The organism is Halosolutus sp. YCN4, from assembly GCF_059736495.1.
On record NZ_JCASSM010000002.1, the window covers coordinates 301465 to 316480 of the forward strand.

A 15016-nucleotide genomic window follows, 5' to 3' on the forward strand; every position below is an offset into this window, starting at 1 on the left:
TGTCGTAAACGAAACCTACGGCGTTCCGTTCCTTTTGCGACGCTCCGGGCTTCCGAGAGCACCACTCCGACTCGGGTTCGATTTCGTCAGAACTGCCTTGTAGTGTGCGTCTGTTCGTTTGACCTCCGTCACCTCCCACGGCGTGCCGATCGTCGCCTCCGCGAGTCGATCGGGGGAACAGAGGAGGAAGTGAAGCGCGGGGCCGATCTCGCGACCCGCCACGTCTTCGTCGTCCCCGGCCTCTCGCTCGAACTCGAAGTGAAAACACCGGTGGGCGATGCCCGTCCGGGGATCCGGCCGGTAGCCGAAGAAGTCGTCGTTCAGCCGCGTCGGGTCGTAGTTGTCGACGATGGCCAGCGCTCCACCGTCGGTGACGCGGGCGAACTCCGCGAGCAGTTCGCTGATTCCGGCCAGCGACCCGCCGAGACCGAGTTGCGTTCCGACGCAGAGGATTGCCCCGAACCGGTCCCGATCGAACGCGAGGTCGAACATGTCCATCTTCATGGGGTCCTCGACGCCGCGTTCGCTCGCGGCCGCGACGGCGCCCGGACTCGCGTCGATCGCCGTCACGTCGACGCCGCGGTCCTGCCACCACAGCGCGTGCTGGCCGGCGCCACAGCCCACGTCGAGGATCGGCTCCCGATCGGCCAGTCGCGACAGCAGGGCGACCCAGTCGTCGTCCCACGTGTCGGGTGGCTGGAAGTAGAACTCCTCGACGCGGCCGTCCTGTGCGTCTGCCCCGTCGCGGTAGCGCAGGCGTCCGGGCGCTCCGCGCTGGAACGCCAGCATGGCTCGTCCGAGCGGATCGGCGGTCTCGCGCGATTCGATCGATCGCGGTCGATCGGCTGCCATAGCCGGATCGACGCGGCGTCCGATAATAAAATCATGATGACATGTGGTTACGTGTAACACATAGCACGACCGGGACGACGGAGCGGAGACGACTGCGACCGGGGACGCGGCTCTCGCGCGGGCCCGTCACTGCTTTACCGACGTCACTCGAACCTCCGCCCATGAAAGTCGAATTCGACGAGGACACCTGTATCGGGATGTTCCAGTGTGTCGCGGAGTGGGACGCCTTCCAGAAGGACAAGTCGCGCGGGAAAGCGGTCCTCGAGGACAGCGAGGAGGTCGAGGACGGGGTCTTCGTCCGCGAGGTGCCCGAGGACGCCGAACTCGACGCGAAGTTCGCCGCCCGATCGTGTCCCGTCGACGCGATCGTAATCTACGACGACGACGGCGAGCAGTTGATTCCCTGACGACGAGTCGCTCTCGACAGCCGCTGACTCTCGATCGATGGGTCCCGTCGCGACGGTCGGTAGCGACCGGAAGCGGAGACGGTCGGGTTCGGAACCGGACGAATCGAGACCGATCGTCGACTCGCGAGGCCGGACCCGCTCGCACGTCGATCCGCAGGGGCGAGCCCGATCGCTTGCGCTCGAGGCTGACGGCGAAAAAATCGGGCGGCGTGGGCGACTACGAAATCTTGTCGTACTGCTCCGAGAGCTTCTCGGCGGCCTCGCCGAGCTGGTTGCGCTCGAACTCGGTGAGGTCCCACTCGACGATCTCCTCGACGCCGTTCGAGCCCAGCTTCACCGGGACGCCGAAGGCGGTGTCCTCGTGGCCGTACTCGCCCTCGAGTGCGACGCTGCCGGGGAGGACTTCGCCGGTGTCCCGGAGGATCGCCTCGACCATGTGCCCGACGCCGGTCGCCGGCCCCCACTCGGTCGCGCCTTTCTTCTCGATGACGTTCATCGCGGAGGTCTGGAGTTCCGAGAGGAGTTCCTCCTTTTCGTCCTCGTCGAACGAGAGGTCCTGTCCGTCGACGCGCACTTTGGAGAAGACGGGAACCTGGGCGTCGCCGTGTTCGCCGAGGATCGTCGCGTCGACGTTCTGGACCGGCGCGTCGAAGCGCTGGGAGATGACGTAGCGGAACCTGGCGGAGTCGAGTCGGCCGCCGAATCCGATCACCTTCTCGCGGGCCCGATCGCCCGTCTCGTAGAGGTGGCGGTTCAGCAGGTCGACCGGGTTCGACGTGGTGACGGTGATGAAGTCGTCGTTGTGCTCGGCCAGCGAGGAGCCGATGTCCTCCATGATGGGCGCGTTGTCGCCCGCGAGGTCGATCCGGGTCTGGCCGGGCTGGCGCGGGATGCCGGCCGTGATGACGACCACGTCCGAGCCGGCGGTGTCCTCGTAGCCGCCCTGTCGGATCGTCGTGTTCGAGTCGTAGGCGACGCCGTGGTTGGTGTCGGCAGCCTGGCCGATCGTGTCGTCTTCCTTGTCCGGAATGTCGACGAACACGAGTTCGTCCGCCACGTCCCGAAGCGCGATGTTGTAGCCTGCGGCGGCCCCGACCGTGCCGGCCGCGCCGACCACGCTAACTTTCGTCATACCACGTAAAAATGGACCACCATCCGCGTTAAATCCGTCGGATTCTCCCACGCGAACCCGAACGTGACGATATATGATACGTCGATCGTCGAACCTGGCGCGCCCGATCGGCGTTCCAGAACGCCTTTCTTTGCCGTTCGACTGCCAGTTCGTATGCATCGGAACGATCGCACGATCGCCCGGTTCGCCATGCTCGGGCACGCGACGTTCCACTGGTACGAACTCACGATCCCGCTTTTCGTGGTGGTCTGGCTGGACGCGTTCGACGTCTCGCCGGCCGTCCTGGGAACGGTGGTCGCGGTGGGGTACGCGCTCGTCGGCGTCGGTGCGCTCCCGAGCGGCGCGCTCGCGGACGCGTACGGATCGAGACGGCTCGTCCTCCTCTCGATGGCCGGGATGAGTGGCGGGTTCGTGCTCGTCGGTCTCGCCCCGACGGTCCCGATTCTGGCACTCGCGCTGGTGGTCTGGGGGGCCGCGGCGAGCCTGTACCACCCCGCCGGACTCTCGCTCATCACCCGCGGGTCGGAGCGACAGGGAACCGTCCTCGCGTACCACGGCGCCGCGGGTAACGTCGGGACCGCGATCGGGCCCCTCGTCGCGGCGCTCCTGCTCACGGTCTTCGACTGGCGACTCGTCGCCGGTCTGTTCGTCCTCCCGGCCGTCGTCGGCATCCTCGCCGCCGCTCGATTCGAGTTCGACGAACGGGCGGCCGTCGATCCCGGGAGCGAGTCGGTGCGGCCGGACGCCGGCGATCGACTCTCCGGGGTCGTCGCCCGGACCCGACTGCTGTTCGTCGGCGGCTTCCTCGTCGTGTTCGCCATCGCGATCCTCGCGGGCACGTACTATCGCGGCCTGTTCACGTTCCTGCCGGACGTCCTCGCCGGACTTCCGGTCTTCGAGTCCGTCGAGGTCGCGGGTGAGACGCTCGAACCGAGCCAGTACGTCTACGCGGGGCTGTTACTGATCGGGGCTGCCGGCCAGTTCGTCGGGGGTACGGTGAGCGACAGGCGATCGCCGGAGCGAGCGATCGTCGGTGCGTTCGCCGCGTTGCTGGCCGTCACGGCCCTGTTTCCGTTCGTCACGTCGGCCGGACTGGTCGCGACGATCGCCATCTGTGCGGCGCTCGGCTTCTTCGTCTTCGCGGAGGTACCGATCCACCAGGCGCTCATCGGCGAGTACGTTCCGGCGGAGATCCAAGGGCTTTCCTTCGGCTACACCTACCTCGGCGTCTTCGGAATCGGTGCCGCGGGGGCCTCGATCGCCGGGGTCGCCCTCACCTACGGCGGCCCGACCCTGCTGTTCGCCGCGCTCGCGACGCTCCCCGCGATCGGACTCGTCCTCGCGGGCGTCCTCCTCGCCCGCTCGTAGCCGGCGGCTCGCGTCGCGGGATCGAACGCGTCTTTGCGCTCGCCGTCTCGCGTTCCCGCATGCGCGTCAGCGTCATCGGCGGCGGCACGATCACGGACGAGGAGACCGACGTCGCGGTCGCGGTCGGCCGCGAACTCGGGACGCGGGGCCACACGGTCGTCTGCGGCGGTCGCGGCGGGACGATGGAAGCGGTCTGTCGCGGCGTCAAAGCCGCGGGCGGGTCGACGATCGGCATCCTCCCGAGCGAACGCCGAGACGAGGCCAACGACTACGTCGACACGGCCATCGCGACCGGTCTCGGCCACGCTCGCAACGCGCTCGTCCCGCTGAACGGCGACGCGGTCATCGCGCTCGCCGGGAGCCACGGGACGCTCACGGAGATCGGCTTCGCGGGCATCTACGATCGGCCGATCGTCGGGCTCGGAACCCACGACGTAGCCGGCGTCGAGACGACCGTCGGGACGCCCGCGGCGGCCGTCGACGTCGTCGAGGACGCGATCGACGGCCGAAAGTGAGATCGCGGCCGCGGCTGAGACCGACGGGCCGACGACCGGGGGAAACCGGTAGGACCTTTTCCTGTCGCGACCTGACGCCGATATGACCGATCGCGACGAGGGCTCGTACACGATCCGCGAGGAACTCCCCGACCCGGAGACGTTCGCCGCACTCCGCGAGGCCGCCGGGATGACGTCCCGATCGATCGAGGGAATCGAGCGGGGCCTCCCGAACTCGCTCTACAGTGTGATCGCGGTCCACGACCCGACCGGCGATGTCGTCGGCATGGGCCGGATCGTCGGCGACGACGGCACCGTCTACCAGATTTCGGACATGGCCGTCCATCCGGATCACCAGCGGCAGGGACTCGGGACCCGGATCATGAACCACCTCGAATCGTACGTCGAGGAGACGGCTCCGTCGGGCGCGTACGTCAACCTCATGGCCGACGTCGACGGCTTCTACGAGCGCTTCGGCTTCGAGGAGACCCGACCCGCCTCGAAGGGGATGTATCGCCGGGTGGAGCGCGACGACGGGGCCGATCGGTAGCCGGCCTGTGCCGATCGGGCCGGCGTCCCCCGATCGGTGCGGTGACGACCCGTAGCCAGGGGCGGAGCGACCCCCGATCGTTCGGGACTCGATACTTCGCAGGTTTTTCGACACTCCAGCGTCTCTAGACGCATATGAGCGACTTCGACAAGGAAGCCGAGCGCGAGAAACTTCGCGAGAAGTACGAGCGCGACAAGGCCGAACGGGAGGCCACCCAGCGGATGAGCGACCTCCTGCTCAAGGGGGCCACGATGACGAACACCCACTGTGGCACCTGTGGCGACCCGCTCTTCCAGCAGGACGGCACGACGTTCTGTCCGAGCTGTCACGGCAACCCCGACGCCGTCGAGGGGACGGACCTCGAGGCCCGGCCGGCCGAGGAGTCCGCCGGCGGCGACACGACCGACGAGGGAGTGGCCACCGAACCCGGTGACTCGTCCTCCGACACCGCCGATGACGATCGAACCGAACGCTCGGCTCAGGAAGACACGTCACCGACCGGGGACGCGACGCAGGGGTTCGATTCGGACGCGACGGCCGTCGACGAACCGGACGTCGGCGAGGAGACGTCGTCCCGATCGCCGGCGGAGTCGGACCGCGAGGCCCAGTCGCCGTCGTCGCGGCGCGATTCGCCCGGGCGTGAGTCGTCGACCCGATCGGCCCGCGAGGGGACTGCACCGTCGCGTCGATCGTCTCCGGCGCGGGAGTCGCCCGCGGGCGATCTCGATGCCGCCCACGCGTCGCTCGTCGCCGCCCTCGAGAAGTTCGCCGCCGAGGCGGCCGAGACGGACGATCCGCGCTACGCGAGGGAGTGCCTCGAGGCCGCTCGCGAGGCGGCCGAGACGCTCGACGTGCTTCGGTGACGACCCGCTGACGCTCGCCGGTCCGCGTTCCAATCGTCGGAAGCGGGGCTCAGCCCGTGTACTCGCTGCCGATCACTTCGCGGATCCGCTCGGCGGTCACCTGCCCGACGCCGTCCGCTTCCTGCAGTTCGTCCTCGGTCGCGATCATCACCGCCTCGACGGTGCCGAACTCCTCCAGCAGCGATCGCGCCGTGACGGGGCCGATCTCGGCGATCGAGGAGACGACGTACTCCTGCTGTTCGGCCAGGGTCTTCGACTGCTTCTCGCCGTGGACCGAGACCTCGCGATCCGCGGTTTCCTGCTCGCGGCCGGCGATCACCGCGAGCAGTTCCATCGTCTCCGACTCGTCCTCGGTTCGCAGGACGCTCGCGCCGAAGTCGACCGCGAGACTCGAGAGCGCGCCCCGGACGGCGTTGGGGTGGACGTCTCGCTGTTCGTACAGGCCGTCGCCCTCGACGACCACGATCGGGCGCGAGTAGTGACGAGCCATCGCGCCGACCTGCTCGAAGACCGATCGATCGCCGCCGACCAGCGAATCCACGAAGTCGGCCACGGATTTGCGTTCGACGACGACGCGGTCGGAGCAGACGTAGTCGCCTACGTCGAGCGTCTCGAGGCGCACCTCACACTCCTCCCGGCGGGAGAGGTCCCGGGCGATGTTGGCGTCCATCTCCCGCTGGTCGGCGACGATCTCGATCGCGTCGCCCTCGGCGTACGGTTCGTGAGTTTCGACGTTACCGTCGGCCGATCCGTTCTCGGAATCGGTACCCGATTCCGAGTGAGGATCCCCGAATTCTTGCAGGCCTGGCTGGTCCGAAACCCCTTCGCTTCCGCTGGAACTCCCGCTCCCGTCCCCCGGTTTGCCGCTCTCGCCGTCCACTTTCGCTCCGGTGTCGAACGCCGCGAGCGACTGCTGGGCCGCGTCGAGTTCGTCCTCGATCTCGTCGGCCATTCCCTTCAACTCGCGCAGTTCCGTTTCCATCTCCTTCTCGCGGCGGCGAGAGATCCAGAAGTAGGCCTCGTCGCGGGTGTCTTCGGCCATGAGGACGACGACCCGGCCCTCGGACTGGCGGCCCGTTCGCCCCTTGCGCTGGATCGATCGGATCGCGGTCGGGACGGGTTCGTAGAAGAGCACGAGGTCGACCTCGGGCACGTCCAGGCCCTCCTCGGCGACCGAGGTGGAGACGAGCACCTCGAACTCGCCCGCCCGGAACTCGTCTAACACCTCCTTCTGCTGGGTCTGGGTCATCCCGTCGGATCCCTCGCGATCGCCCTGGCCGACGAACCGCTTCGCGTCGAAACTCTCCGCGAGGAAGTCCGTCAGCGCCTCCGCGGTGTCCCTGGATTCGGTGAAGACGATCACCCGTTCGCCGTCGTCGAGCCCCAGCGTCTCGGCGAGCAGCATTCTGGTCTTCCGGTACTTCGGGTGCAACTCGTCGAAACGCTCGGCCTTGCGCATGGCCTCCCGGACGCGGGGATCCGAGACCATCCGCTGGCTGGCCTTCGACGCGCCGGACGATCGGGCCTGGTTGCGCTGGCGATCGAAGTACCGCCGGAGCGCCTCGACGCTCTGGGTCTCGACGAGGGTGACGGCCTGCCGGAGTTTCATCACCTCGGCGTGGACGGACATCCCCTCGAACCCTTCCGACTGATCGTTGTTGATCAGCTGCTGGAGTTCGGCGCGCATCCGGTTCAGGTCCGTCTGGGACTGGTCGGGCTGGGTCGAATCCGCGACGCCCAGTTCTTTGAGTTTCTCGAGGCGGTCTTTGATGACTTCGTTGAGCGCGTCCCGGATCTCGAGCACTTCGTCGGGGAGGTCGATCCGCTCCCACTCGACGTCGGTGTCGTGGGTGAACTCGGCGACGTCCGCGTCGTCCTCGGTCATCACCTCGATCTCCTGGAGGCCGAGGTTCTCGCAGACCTCGAGGATGGCCTCCTCGTCGCCGCCGGGGGAGGCCGACATGCCCGTCACGAGCGGATCGCTGGCGTCGGCGTGGTAGCGCTCGGCGATGTAGTTGTAGGCGTAGTCGCCGGTCGCGCGGTGGCACTCGTCGAACGTGCAGTGGGTGACCTCGGAAAGCGAGATCCGGCTCCCGACGAGGTCGTTCTCGATCACCTGCGGCGTGGCCATCACGACCGTCGACTCCGCCCACAGGGTGGCCCGATCTTCGGGACTGACGTCGCCGGTGAAGACGACGATCTCGTCGTCCGGAATCTGCAGGGCCTCCCGGTAGAACTCCGCGTGCTGCTGGACGAGGGGCTTCGTCGGCGCGAGCATCAGCGACTTCCCGCCGACTTCGTCGAGTCGGCGGGCCGTCACGAGCAGGCTCACGGTCGTCTTTCCGAGCCCCGTCGGCAGACAGACGAGCGTGTGGTAGTTCGCGGCCGTACCGGCGAGTTGCAACTGGTAGAGTCGTCGCTCCAGGAAGTCGGGTGCGAGCAACGGGTGCTCGATCGTCGGCTGACTCCCGTCCTCGTCCGTCGCTGCCATTGGCGATCGTTCACCGTCGCCGCGAATAAGGGTTCCCGTACCGCGGTGAAAGTGATACCGCGGCCGGCGATCGCCGGTTCGGCGCGGCACTCGGCGCGTTCGCGACTTCGTTCCCGCAGTCGCCAGCGCCCGGTCTGAAGCGCTTATTCGTCACTGTATTCTGCGAGAAGGGCCGCTCGTTCCGATCGACCCAGGCGTTCGTACGCTCTCGCCTCGTAGTCCAGCGAGAGCACGGGAACGCGAACGCGACCGGTATCCACGACGGTTCGATGGTCCGTAACGTCGATGGACTCCTCCCACGTGCCGTCGTCCCGACGCTTCTGTACCGCGCCCATGATCTCGACTCGGACGCCGTCGAGTTCGATCGCCCCGAAGTGCGAGCGGATTCGCTCCGATTCCGAGAACGAGACTGGATCGACGACCCGGTCCGAAAACGCGTCTTCGATCGCGTACGCGCCGGCTTCGGTCGTCTGCATGTCGATATCGTCCGGTGTCAGTGGGATCCCCTGGAGCGCGAAACTGGTGCTTCCCGTAAGCGCCCACGTCACGTCGCGACCGTCGAGCGCCGCCGCGAGGGTTTCGAGCGCGACGCGGACCCGCTCGTCGAGTTCGGGCATCGATGCTCGGTGATACGCGAACCGCATTCGTAAGTACTCGTCCGACAGTGCGGAGAACCGATCTTGTATCGCGGCCCGTATATAAATCCGTGTGAGCAAGAGCATCCGCGTCGAGGAGGATACCCGCGCGGCACTCGCGGCGCTGAAAGGCGACGACGAGACGTTCGACGACCTGCTCTCGCGACTCGTCAGTGAACGACTCGTCGTCTCCGATTCGGATTTCGACGTCCCCGGACTCGCCGACCTCGTCGACGTCGAGTTGCTCGACCGAGACCGTCCCTATCCCTAAGATCGCTCGTCGCATACGTTCCGTATGGAATCTCCCACGATCGGTACCCGAGTCCCGGACGGCAGGTCGATCGGTACCGCGATCGGGTTCGTCCTCCTGGTCAACCTCGTCGGGGCGCTGCCGGCCACGATCTCTTCGCCGGACTCGCCCTGGTTCCGGAGCCTCGAGAAACCGGCGTTCTACCCGCCCGATATCGCGTTCCCGATCGTCTGGACCCTCCTCTTCACCCTGCTCGGGATCGCGCTGTGGCTCGTCTGGCGCAGCGACGTCGACGCCCGCGGGGCCGCGCTGGGACTGTTCGCCGCGCAGATGGCGTTCAACGTGGCCTGGACGCCCGCGTTCTTCGGACTCGAGCGGCCGCTGCTCGCGCTCGGGATCATCGTCGTCCTCTGGGTGCTCGTCGCCGGCACGATCGCCGCCTTCCGGCGCGTCGATCGTCGCGCCGCGGTCCTCCTCGTCCCCTACCTCGCCTGGATCTCCTTCGCGGCGGTTCTCAACGCCGAAATATGGCGGTTGAACGCCTGACGAATCGGTTCCATGGCACCGTTTTTCTCCCCGGAAACTAATCAAAACGATAATGTTTTCGCCCCGAAAAATCAGCGTATGCCCGCGATCGAACTCCGCGGCGTGACCAAACGCTACGGCCGTGCCGGCCTCTTCAGGGGTCGGTCGGTCACCGCCCTCCGCGACCTCGATCTCACCGTTCGAAACGGCGAGATCTTCGGCTTTCTGGGCCCGAACGGGGCCGGGAAGTCGACGACGATCGACGTCCTGCTCGACTACACCGCCCCGACCGAGGGGTCCGTCCGCGTCCTCGGCCACGACGTCGCGACCGAGAGCACTGCCGTCCGCGAATGCGTCGGTGTTCTCCCCGACGGCTACGGGCCGATCGGCGAGCGTACGGGCCGGGAACACGTCGAGTTCGCGATCGAGGCGAAAGACGCGGCCGACGACCCGGACGACCTCATCGAACGGGTCGGCATGCGCGGGGTCGGCGACTACCCCGTCGAGCAGTACTCCAAGGGGATGGCCCAGCGACTCATGCTCGCGGTGGCGCTGGTCGGGAATCCCGACCTGTTGATCCTGGACGAACCGTCGACCGGCCTCGATCCCAACGGCGCGCGAACCATGCGCCGGATCGTCCGCGAGGAGAACGAGCGCGGCGCGACCGTCTTCTTCTCGAGTCACATCATGGAGCAGGTCGAGGCGGTCGCCGATCGGGTCGCCATCCTGGACGGCGGCGAACTCGTCGCCGTCGACACGATCGACGCGTTGCGCGAATCCTCGGGGAGTACGGCGACGGTCACGATCGAACTGTCGACGATTCCCGACGACGCGCTCGATCGCGTCCGATCGATCGAGGGCGTGACCGGACTGCGGACGGACGGGACGACCGTCACCGTCGCCTGCACCGACCGGGCGAAGGCCCCGGTCATCGCGACCCTCCACGACTCCGTCGCCGACGTCACGGACGTCACTACGAGCGAGACGTCGCTCGAGGAACTGTTCGAGACCTACACGCGGGGTGTCGCCCAGTGACCTCCCCGGACACCCTCGCGCTGTTCGTCCGCGAGGACGTACTCGACACCGTCCGGGAGCGCCAGTTCCACCTCCTCGTCGGCATCTACGTCGTCCTCGGACTCGTGGTGACCTACGCCGCCGGTCGATCGGCGTCGGCGACCGGGTCCGACGCCGAACTGGTACCGCCGTTGCTGGCCCTGTTTACGATGCTGACGCCGTTGCTGGCGCTTGGCTTCTTCGCCACCGCGATCGTCGAGAAACGAACGAGCGGCGCGCTGAAGGTCGTGCTCGGGCTTCCGATCCCCCGGGAAACGGTCGTCCTCGGGACGTTCGTCGGGCGAAGTCTCGTCGTCAGTACGGCGGTCGTCGTCTCGTTGTTCGCCGCCGCGCCGGTCGCCCTGCTCCAGGGTGTAACCGTCGATCCAGTCAGACTGGCCGGCGTCGCGGCGCTTCTGGCGCTCTTCGGCGTGACGTTTACCGCACTCGCCGTCGCCGTCTCGGCCGTCGTTCGAACGACGACGCGGGCCACCGTCGCCGCGTTCGGCCTGTTCGTCGTCTTCTTCTTCCGCCTCTGGGACCGCCTTCCATACACCGCGCTGTACGTCCGCTACGGCTTCTCGTACCCGGAGACGACCCCGGAGTGGGTCACCTTCGTGACGGCGCTGAACCCGGTCGCCGCGTACACGTACCTGCTCACGGGACTGTTCCCCGACCTCGACAGCGCGACATTCGTGACGCCGCCGTCGGAACCGGCGTTCTACGAATCGCCGGCGTTCGCACTCGTCGTCCTCGTCGGCTGGATCGTCGTCGTGACCACGATCGGAACCCTCCGGTTCCGGGCGACGGACGTCTGATCGGGCGACACGCGCCCGGTCGATCGTCCGGGTACAGCCCGCGATCGGCCGCCCGTCAGACCGGGACGAACTCGATCGCGAGCCACGCGAGCACGGCGGCGTAGATCGGGATCGTCAGGTTGTCGTCGATGATGTAGGTCCGGATCTCGAGGGTGACGCCGTCGGCGAGGGTCGCACCCACCGCGGCGGCCATCGCGGCCACGAGTCCCAGGAACGGGATCGCGATAACCGTCGAGACCAGGAACATCGTGATGAGGACTTTCGGCGGCTTGATCCGTTGCAACGTGTTGTCCGAGACGGCGCCGCTGATCGGATCGCCGAGCGAGAGCATCAACATCGCCGGGAGGGCGATGTCCGGTTCGAAAACCACCACCACGGCGGCCATGCTGATCATGTACAGCGCGTAGCCGGCGGGGTTATCCTGTTCGTACTCGCGAGTGAGTACCTCGTAGAGCCGCCAGTCGAGTCCGATCCGGAGACGGACGAACTCGAGGACGATCGTCCCGGTCGCGAGGACGACCATCAGGAGCTTAAATCGAGGCCACGTCAGTCCGAGATCGAGATAGGCGGCGAGCAGATAGAGGGCGACCAGGCCCGACCCGCTGGCGTGGACGAGCCGTCGCTTCAGTTCGTCGGCCATCACATCGTGCCTCGAGAGATGTGACCTTCAGTCCGTCGGTTAGTTCTCCGGAGCGCTATATAGTTCTTAAACGGCGATCGCGATCGGCGGCTCGCAGCCCGGGTCGTGACCCGGCGCTGGCCCGGACGGGGCGGCGTCGTGGCGGTCACTCGAGGTCGTCGAACTCGCGGTCGCCGGTCCGGAGCGCCGACAGCGTCTCGGGCAGGTCCTCGATCGGGAGCCGTTTCTGCTCGGTCGAGTCCCGCTCGCGGACCGTGACGGTCGCCTCGTCCGCTTCGATCGTCTCGTAGTCGACCGTCACGCAGAACGGCGTGCCGACCTCGTCCTGGCGACGGTAGCGCCGACCGATGTTGCCGGAGTCGTCGTAGGTGACCGACAGGCCGACCGCGCGCAGGTCGTCGACGATCTCGTCGGCGACCGCCTCGAGGTCCTCGTCGTTCTGCAGCGGGAAGACGCCGACGAACGTCGGCGCGACTTCCGGCTCGAGTTCGAGGTAGGTCCGTTCCTCGCCGTCGACCTCGTCCTCGCGGTAGGCGTGGTGGAGGACGGTGTAGACCAGTCGATCGACGCCGAAGGAGGGTTCGACGACGTGGGGGACGATGTGCTCGCCGGCGATCGTCTCCTCGTCGACCGAGAAGCCGGTATTCTCGACGGGAATCTCGTGCGTTTCGCCCTCGAGTTCGATCTCGACGGTTTCGCCGTCGAACGCGGCTCGGTCTCGGCCTGCGAGCGTCTCGAGTTCCTCGACGACCGCCTGCGCGTCGCCGCCGAACTCGGGGCCGAGGTAGCTCATGTCGGGGTCGACCGTCGCGCGCTCGACGGTCTTCGGTTCGTCGTACTGCTTGAAGATCGTGAACCGATCGTCGGAGTATTCGGCGTGTTTCGAGAGGTCGTAGTCGCTCCGGTAGGCGAAGCCGGCTATCTCGATCCAGTACCCGGAAGACGACTCCGTCGTCTTCCGATCCTCGGAATCTTGTGATTCCTCGGTCCCGTCGATCAACGCTTCGGCGTCCCAGCAGTCGGCCGCGTAGTGGGCTCGCTCGCCCGCGAGGTGCTGGCGGAACCGGAACCGGTCCATGTCGACGCCGACCGCGTCGTACCACGGCTTCGCGACGCCGAGGAAGTAGGCGACCCACTCGTCGCCGATGATGCCCTCGGAGACGGCGTCACCGATCGTCGTCTCGATCTCCTCGCCCTCGTCTTTGTTCTGCTCGCTGGCGGGATAGAGCGTCACCGCGACGTCCTCGACGGCCTCGAGGTCGGGGTCGTCCTCCTCGGGGTCGACGAAGTACTCGAGTTCGGCCTGCGTGAACTCGCGCGTCCGAATGATCGATCGGCGCGGGCTGATCTCGTTGCGGTAGGCGCGGCCGATCTGGGTGACGCCGAACGGCAACTGGTTGCGCGCGTACTCCTTCAGGCGCGGGAACTCGACGAAGATGCCCTGTGCCGTCTCGGGCCGCAGGTAGCCGGGCTGGGAGTCGCCGGGGCCGATGTTCGTCGCGAACATCAGGTTGAACGCCTCGACGGCCTGGCCCGCGAGTCCCGCGCCACAGGAGGGACAGACGAGTTCGTACTCGGCGATGACCTCCTCGACCTCCGGAATCGGGAGGCTCTCTGCGTCCTCGTACTCGGTGTTGTCCTCGACGACGTGGTCCGCGCGGTGGCTCTCGCCACACTCCGGACACTCGACGAGCATGTCGTCGAAGCCGTCGAGGTGGCCCGACGCCTCGAAGACGGGTTCGGGCATGATCGTCGGCGCGTCGATCTCCATGTTGCCCTCCGCGACCGCGAACCGATCGCGCCAGGCGTCCTCGACGTTGCCCTTCAGGGCCGCACCCTGCGGACCGAAGGTGTAGAAGCCGCCGACGCCGCCGTACGCGCCCGAGGACTGGAAGAAGTAGCCGCGGCGCTTTGCCAGTTCGACCAGTTTCTCGCTCGTTGCCTCGCTCGCGTCAGTCGTCGCCTGTTGCTCACTCATAGAGTGCCTCCAGCAGATCGATGTCCCGGGCGATACCGACCAGTTGCTCGCCCGCGACCATCGGGATCTGTTCGATGTCGTTGCTGATCAGCTTCTGTGCGGCCTCCTGGATCGACGTCGATCCCGAGACCGTCACCACGTCGTCGCTCATGAACTCGGACACCGGTTCGGCCGGGATCTCGATGTCCCGCGTCGGCAGGTAGCGGCTCCCGACCGCCTTGATTCCCTCCCATGACCACTCGTCGTCCTGGTCGCCGAAGTTGTCGCCGGTCTCCTCTTCGCCCTCGACGATCCGGGCGACGTCGATGATGTCGACCTCGGTGAGGACGCCGCTCATCTCCCCGTCGTCGTCCAGCGCGATCGTGTAAGGGACGTTCGCGTAGGAGAGTTCCCGCTCGGCGACCGGCAGCGGCGCGCCCTCGTAGGTCGTGTTCACGTTCTCGCTGGCGTAGGTCTCGACGTCGCCGTCGGCCTCCTGGTCGCCCGTCGCGATCGCGTGGATCACGTCCGTCACCGTGACGATCCCCTCGAACTCGCCGTCGACCACGGGGACGCGGCGCGCGCCCTCCTCGACCATCGTCCGCGCGACGTCCTCGAGCGCGGTTCCGGCCGTGGTCGTCGGGACGTCGTCCATCAGCATCACGAGCTGGTCTTCGTCGGGCTGTTCGATCAGCGCGTCCCGCGAGACCAGTCCCCGGTACTCGGGGCCGTTGTCTGTCGATTTGACCACCGGGACGGACGAGAACGACCGCTCTTGCAGGTACTCGAGCACGTCCGATCGGGTGCCCGGCAGGTCCACGGTCACCACGTCCTCGCGGGGCGTCATCGCGTCGGCTACGTTCATGTCCCCACCGTAGGGCAAAAATGAGTATAAACCCAGTGCTTCACGGGCCACCGAACATATTCGGAAAGAGACCAGTCTACGAACTGGACAGTCCGATTCGACGAGTTTATATGTGG

16 protein-coding genes are annotated in these 15016 nt (G+C 67.0%); 9 read left to right on the forward strand and 7 right to left on the reverse strand.

Annotated features, from left to right (window positions below; translation table 11 throughout):
• Positions 1 to 15: 15 nt before the first annotated feature.
• Positions 16 to 852 (reverse strand): class I SAM-dependent methyltransferase, encoded by an 837-nt coding sequence (locus AC6I6X_RS07660; protein ID WP_497929932.1) that lies wholly within the window; start codon positions 850 to 852, stop codon positions 16 to 18.
• A gap of 161 nt (positions 853 to 1013) precedes the next feature.
• Between AC6I6X_RS07660 and AC6I6X_RS07665 the strand changes: the two genes are divergently transcribed.
• Positions 1014 to 1259 (forward strand): ferredoxin, encoded by a 246-nt coding sequence (locus tag AC6I6X_RS07665; RefSeq protein WP_497929933.1) that lies wholly within the window; start codon positions 1014 to 1016, stop codon positions 1257 to 1259.
• Between the two features lie 217 nt (positions 1260 to 1476).
• Here the strand turns inward: AC6I6X_RS07665 and mdh are convergent, their stop codons facing one another.
• Positions 1477 to 2391, reverse strand: a complete 915-nt coding sequence (gene mdh, locus AC6I6X_RS07670; RefSeq protein ID WP_250139035.1) for a malate dehydrogenase — start codon at positions 2389 to 2391, stop codon at positions 1477 to 1479.
• Between the two features lie 153 nt (positions 2392 to 2544).
• Here mdh and AC6I6X_RS07675 point away from each other — a divergent pair, with 153 nt between their 5' ends.
• From AC6I6X_RS07675 to AC6I6X_RS07690, 4 genes are all read left to right on the forward strand, one after another.
• Entirely contained in the window at positions 2545 to 3759 is a 1215-nt protein-coding gene (locus AC6I6X_RS07675; protein ID WP_497929934.1) for an MFS transporter, read from the forward strand.
• Positions 3760 to 3818: 59 nt separating this feature from the next.
• Positions 3819 to 4274, forward strand: coding sequence for a TIGR00725 family protein (locus AC6I6X_RS07680; RefSeq protein ID WP_497929935.1), 456 nt, complete (start codon positions 3819 to 3821; stop codon positions 4272 to 4274).
• 82 nt (positions 4275 to 4356) lie between these two features.
• Positions 4357 to 4803 carry a GNAT family N-acetyltransferase gene (locus AC6I6X_RS07685; protein ID WP_497929936.1) on the forward strand — a complete coding sequence of 149 codons (447 nt, stop codon included), beginning with the start codon at positions 4357 to 4359 and terminating at the stop codon, positions 4801 to 4803.
• 134 nt (positions 4804 to 4937) lie between these two features.
• Positions 4938 to 5666 (forward strand): Sjogren's syndrome/scleroderma autoantigen 1 family protein, encoded by a 729-nt coding sequence (locus AC6I6X_RS07690; RefSeq protein ID WP_497929937.1) that lies wholly within the window; start codon positions 4938 to 4940, stop codon positions 5664 to 5666.
• A 49-nt stretch (positions 5667 to 5715) separates the two neighbouring features.
• Here the strand turns inward: AC6I6X_RS07690 and AC6I6X_RS07695 are convergent, their stop codons facing one another.
• Complete coding sequence (locus AC6I6X_RS07695) at positions 5716 to 8157, reverse strand: DEAD/DEAH box helicase (protein ID WP_497929938.1); 2442 nt, start codon at positions 8155 to 8157, stop codon at positions 5716 to 5718.
• 143 nt (positions 8158 to 8300) lie between these two features.
• Positions 8301 to 8774, reverse strand: coding sequence for a nucleotidyltransferase domain-containing protein (locus AC6I6X_RS07700; RefSeq protein ID WP_497929939.1), 474 nt, complete (start codon positions 8772 to 8774; stop codon positions 8301 to 8303).
• Positions 8775 to 8865: 91 nt separating this feature from the next.
• Here AC6I6X_RS07700 and AC6I6X_RS07705 point away from each other — a divergent pair, with 91 nt between their 5' ends.
• The 4 genes from AC6I6X_RS07705 (at position 8866) to AC6I6X_RS07720 (ending at position 11438) form a co-directional block, all read left to right on the forward strand.
• Positions 8866 to 9063: a hypothetical protein gene (locus tag AC6I6X_RS07705; protein WP_497929940.1), complete on the forward strand. Its 198-nt coding sequence runs from the start codon at positions 8866 to 8868 to the stop codon at positions 9061 to 9063.
• 24 nt (positions 9064 to 9087) lie between these two features.
• Positions 9088 to 9588: a TspO/MBR family protein gene (locus AC6I6X_RS07710; RefSeq protein WP_497929941.1), complete on the forward strand. Its 501-nt coding sequence runs from the start codon at positions 9088 to 9090 to the stop codon at positions 9586 to 9588.
• Between the two features lie 78 nt (positions 9589 to 9666).
• Complete coding sequence (locus tag AC6I6X_RS07715) at positions 9667 to 10602, forward strand: ABC transporter ATP-binding protein (RefSeq protein WP_497929942.1); 936 nt, start codon at positions 9667 to 9669, stop codon at positions 10600 to 10602.
• Positions 10599 to 11438 carry an ABC transporter permease gene (locus AC6I6X_RS07720; RefSeq protein WP_497929943.1) on the forward strand — a complete coding sequence of 280 codons (840 nt, stop codon included), beginning with the start codon at positions 10599 to 10601 and terminating at the stop codon, positions 11436 to 11438. Before AC6I6X_RS07715 ends, AC6I6X_RS07720 begins: the two co-directional genes overlap by 4 nt.
• A 55-nt stretch (positions 11439 to 11493) precedes the next feature.
• On the opposite strand, the gene AC6I6X_RS07725 is transcribed toward AC6I6X_RS07720, so the two are convergent.
• From AC6I6X_RS07725 to AC6I6X_RS07735, 3 genes are all read right to left on the reverse strand, one after another.
• Positions 11494 to 12078 (reverse strand): dolichol kinase, encoded by a 585-nt coding sequence (locus AC6I6X_RS07725; protein WP_497929944.1) that lies wholly within the window; start codon positions 12076 to 12078, stop codon positions 11494 to 11496.
• 145 nt (positions 12079 to 12223) lie between these two features.
• A complete protein-coding gene (glyS, locus tag AC6I6X_RS07730; RefSeq protein ID WP_497929945.1) occupies positions 12224 to 14056 on the reverse strand; it encodes a glycine--tRNA ligase in 1833 nt (610 codons plus the stop codon).
• Positions 14049 to 14900, reverse strand: coding sequence for a CBS domain-containing protein (locus AC6I6X_RS07735; RefSeq protein WP_497929946.1), 852 nt, complete (start codon positions 14898 to 14900; stop codon positions 14049 to 14051). The genes glyS and AC6I6X_RS07735 overlap by 8 nt, the downstream gene beginning before the upstream one ends.
• Between the last annotated feature and the right edge of the window lie 116 nt (positions 14901 to 15016).

Coding starts and splice junctions, on each gene's coding strand:
- AC6I6X_RS07700 (WP_497929939.1), bottom strand. CDS start 8,774: ATGCCCGAACTCGACGAGCGGGTCCGCGTCGCGCTCGAAACCCTCGCG.
- AC6I6X_RS07735 (WP_497929946.1), bottom strand. CDS start 14,900: ATGAACGTAGCCGACGCGATGACGCCCCGCGAGGACGTGGTGACCGTG.
- AC6I6X_RS07715 (WP_497929942.1), top strand. CDS start 9,667: ATGCCCGCGATCGAACTCCGCGGCGTGACCAAACGCTACGGCCGTGCC.
- AC6I6X_RS07660 (WP_497929932.1), bottom strand. CDS start 852: ATGGCAGCCGATCGACCGCGATCGATCGAATCGCGCGAGACCGCCGAT.
- AC6I6X_RS07685 (WP_497929936.1), top strand. CDS start 4,357: ATGACCGATCGCGACGAGGGCTCGTACACGATCCGCGAGGAACTCCCC.
- glyS (WP_497929945.1), bottom strand. CDS start 14,056: ATGAGTGAGCAACAGGCGACGACTGACGCGAGCGAGGCAACGAGCGAG.
- AC6I6X_RS07725 (WP_497929944.1), bottom strand. CDS start 12,078: ATGGCCGACGAACTGAAGCGACGGCTCGTCCACGCCAGCGGGTCGGGC.
- AC6I6X_RS07665 (WP_497929933.1), top strand. CDS start 1,014: ATGAAAGTCGAATTCGACGAGGACACCTGTATCGGGATGTTCCAGTGT.
- AC6I6X_RS07710 (WP_497929941.1), top strand. CDS start 9,088: ATGGAATCTCCCACGATCGGTACCCGAGTCCCGGACGGCAGGTCGATC.
- AC6I6X_RS07675 (WP_497929934.1), top strand. CDS start 2,545: ATGCATCGGAACGATCGCACGATCGCCCGGTTCGCCATGCTCGGGCAC.
- AC6I6X_RS07695 (WP_497929938.1), bottom strand. CDS start 8,157: ATGGCAGCGACGGACGAGGACGGGAGTCAGCCGACGATCGAGCACCCG.
- AC6I6X_RS07680 (WP_497929935.1), top strand. CDS start 3,819: ATGCGCGTCAGCGTCATCGGCGGCGGCACGATCACGGACGAGGAGACC.
- mdh (WP_250139035.1), bottom strand. CDS start 2,391: ATGACGAAAGTTAGCGTGGTCGGCGCGGCCGGCACGGTCGGGGCCGCC.
- AC6I6X_RS07690 (WP_497929937.1), top strand. CDS start 4,938: ATGAGCGACTTCGACAAGGAAGCCGAGCGCGAGAAACTTCGCGAGAAG.